Here is a 1996-nt window from a genome sequence, read left to right on the forward strand (position 1 = left end):
TGATTTAGGAAACAAAGCCGTGGTACTGGGCCAAAGCGACTAAATCAGTTTCTTTTTCAATTTCAAGTTCGAGCTCTTCTGCTACTGGCCGAAGCAATTCTGACCAACTAACAAACCCTGCTGGAGCCGATAGCCCTGCACCAGCAAAAATAGCTAAATTCTCTTCGCTGAGATCCTTAAGTAGCTCTTTCACAAATCGTTGACGTTGTTGTTCAGTGCTAGGTTTCAATAGATAACTCCATTGTTAATAATTGCGCATAACGCTTTATAGACGGATTTTTTCCGTTTTTGTATTCCGTCTATGTTGCTGCCGTTTACTATGAAACTCAACTGGTATCAACCTGTTATGTGAATCGGCATATAGTTGTGGGGTCGAATTACGGAAAAATTCCGTATAAGAGATCAAAGTACGGATTAGATTAACTTGGTCTATTGTTGTACTGGCTAGGTCATCTTCTCACTGGTTCTGAGAAGATTTGGGGCAAAGACGAGTCAGCGTATAATTCGCTGACTCAAAATGGACAGATGTGAGTCAATGAGTTTGCTAAATTACTAATCTATGAATTGTTTAAATATACCCCATACTACTACGCTTAAGTTATAGTTTTACCCTTTTTAACGCTAAGTCGTTTCTAAGCAAAGCGTGATCGTGCCGCATGTAACCAACTCTGGATTCATTAGTGTATGCTGTTCTTTTACTTTTCCAATTGATAAAGGTTGCCCAAAAAACTGGCATTGGCACTAAGTTCTCCTGATACAAAAGGATCTTACCCTGCTTATTTACAGTGCTCTTATCTACAATCCTGAACCGCTCATTACCTTTATTATCTAACTCTGCGTTAGCATATGTAAGGCGATATTTAGACTCTAACCTATTTACATGTACCAATCGAAATAGCTCATCAACATACGTAGCTTGTTGTTCATCAGATACAAAGACATTCGCACAGCAATTTAGTAACTGCAATTGATTAAAAAAGTCTATGTCTTTATCTTTTTTCGTTTTCAACCAACCACCTTGAGATGGTAGATTATAAACATCAGAATCATAAGCAACGAACTGAACAGTAGGTGTCAGAGGCAAACTAATAATAAGACCAGCACTAGCTAGACCAGATGCTTCTTTGCAAGCGAGAGTTTTTAATATGTGCAACCTATTAACCTCTACAGCAGGATCGTCAGATGTAATGAAGCTGATGCCACTCTCGTTTCTAATTAAACAAACTTTCAAATCATTCAAGCATTCTTTCAATAATTGAAAACGCTCAAAAGAATCTTTAACAGCTTCCTCCATTTCCAATCTATATTCTTGAGACGATATTTGAGCTGTCTCAGTGAAAGCACTTGAAATTTCAACACTACGCCTTGATGTAGCCTCTGTCCGTTGTTGCTGTAAAAGCCAGTATTGGAGTAAGAATAATGCATCGTTACGAGTAAGCTTATAGTTTGGCGATAAAATTCTATCAACAACCCTTGAGAAGTTACCTTCAATAGACTGCAATTCTTTTTCTATCTTCAAGTCTTTACCATAAAAGTAATTTTTTGAACATTGTCCTTTAATGGCAGCTCTTACAATAAACTGACGTCTATCGATATTAAACAAGCTAATCGATGATCGATTGTTGTCAGAGGAAAATTTCTTTAGATAGCATTGTGGTACATAGTGCTGGTTTTTATTTGAAGCCATAAGGCATATCTACAACTCATTGAATATGATTGGTGTATTATATATTGACCTGATTGAGAAATGCATCAAATCACGCTAACACAGTAAACTAAGATTTAGCTCTAAGCTTCAAATCATAGTTAACCCTCACAATTAACCGTAACAAATAAGCAAGCTTTGGCGTATATAGAGAGTTTTTTTTATGAGGAAAAGTAAGCCTAATTGCTAAAAACCACACCGAATTCGATTTCGTTCTGACACGCTTCGGGGCATTTCCGCGTTACGATGATCTACCCCACTAGCACGAAGATGTCGAGTAGACGACACTTG

The 1996-nt window shown here is 37.5% G+C and carries 2 protein-coding genes; both read right to left on the reverse strand.

The features are described 5' to 3' along the window. Window positions 1–4: 4 nt before the first annotated feature. Complete coding sequence (locus AB4167_RS22120) at window positions 5–229, reverse strand: hypothetical protein (protein WP_372137037.1); 225 nt, start codon at window positions 227–229, stop codon at window positions 5–7. A 369-nt stretch (window positions 230–598) separates the two neighbouring features. Beyond that, on the reverse strand, window positions 599–1687 hold the full coding sequence (locus tag AB4167_RS22125; RefSeq protein WP_372100781.1) for a DUF4238 domain-containing protein: 1089 nt from the start codon (window positions 1685–1687) through the stop codon (window positions 599–601). Window positions 1688–1996: the final 309 nt, after the last annotated feature.

This window comes from Vibrio sp. 10N.286.49.E11, from assembly GCF_041469505.1.
In the GTDB taxonomy this organism is placed as follows: Bacteria; Pseudomonadota; Gammaproteobacteria; order Enterobacterales; family Vibrionaceae; genus Vibrio; species Vibrio crassostreae_C.